Here is a 620-nt window from a genome sequence, read left to right on the forward strand (position 1 = left end):
GGCCCGGTTTATGATCGCGCTTTCGCGCACGCATTCGATTCGCACTCCATGTCGACAACGTCCCTGCTCGTCCAATCGCTGCCGGTGCTCGCCCAGGGCGCCGTCCTGACCGTCAAGTTCGCCGTGCTGTCGATGGTGTTCGGCCTGCTTGGCGCCGTCGTGCTCGCGATGATGGGCATCCGGCAGAGCGAAGCGCTCGACGGCTTCGAGCGCATCTGGGTCAACGCGCTCGCGTGGCTGGCACGCGCGTACGTGAGCCTGATGCGCGGCACGCCGCTGCTCGTGCAGATCTTCGTCATCTATTACGGGCTGCCGAGCCTCGGCATCTCGCTCGATCCGACGCCGGCCGGCGTCATCGCGCTGTCCGCGAACGTCGCGGCCTACATGTCGGAAAGCATGCGCGGCGCGATCAACGGGATCGCGCGCGGCCAGTGGCTCGCCGCGTACAGCCTCGGGCTGTCGTGGGGGCAGACGCTGCGCTACGTGATCGGCCCGCAGGCGCTGCGCATCGCGGTGCCGAGCCTGTCGAACAGCCTGATCAGCCTGATCAAGGACACGTCGCTCGTGTCCGTGATCACTGTGACCGAACTGCTGCGCAGCGCGCAGGAAGTGATCGCGGC

At 67.3% G+C, this 620-nt stretch carries 1 protein-coding gene; it reads left to right on the forward strand.

What is annotated here, in order from left to right:
• Positions 1–48: 48 nt before the first annotated feature.
• Positions 49–620: amino acid ABC transporter permease (locus JMF90_RS39555; RefSeq protein WP_201326599.1), on the forward strand; the 572-nt coding region annotated here is incomplete at its 3' end.

Origin of the sequence: Burkholderia sp. E168m23, from assembly GCF_016586125.1 — a bacterium.
In the GTDB taxonomy this organism is placed as follows: Bacteria; Pseudomonadota; Gammaproteobacteria; order Burkholderiales; family Burkholderiaceae; genus Burkholderia; species Burkholderia orbicola.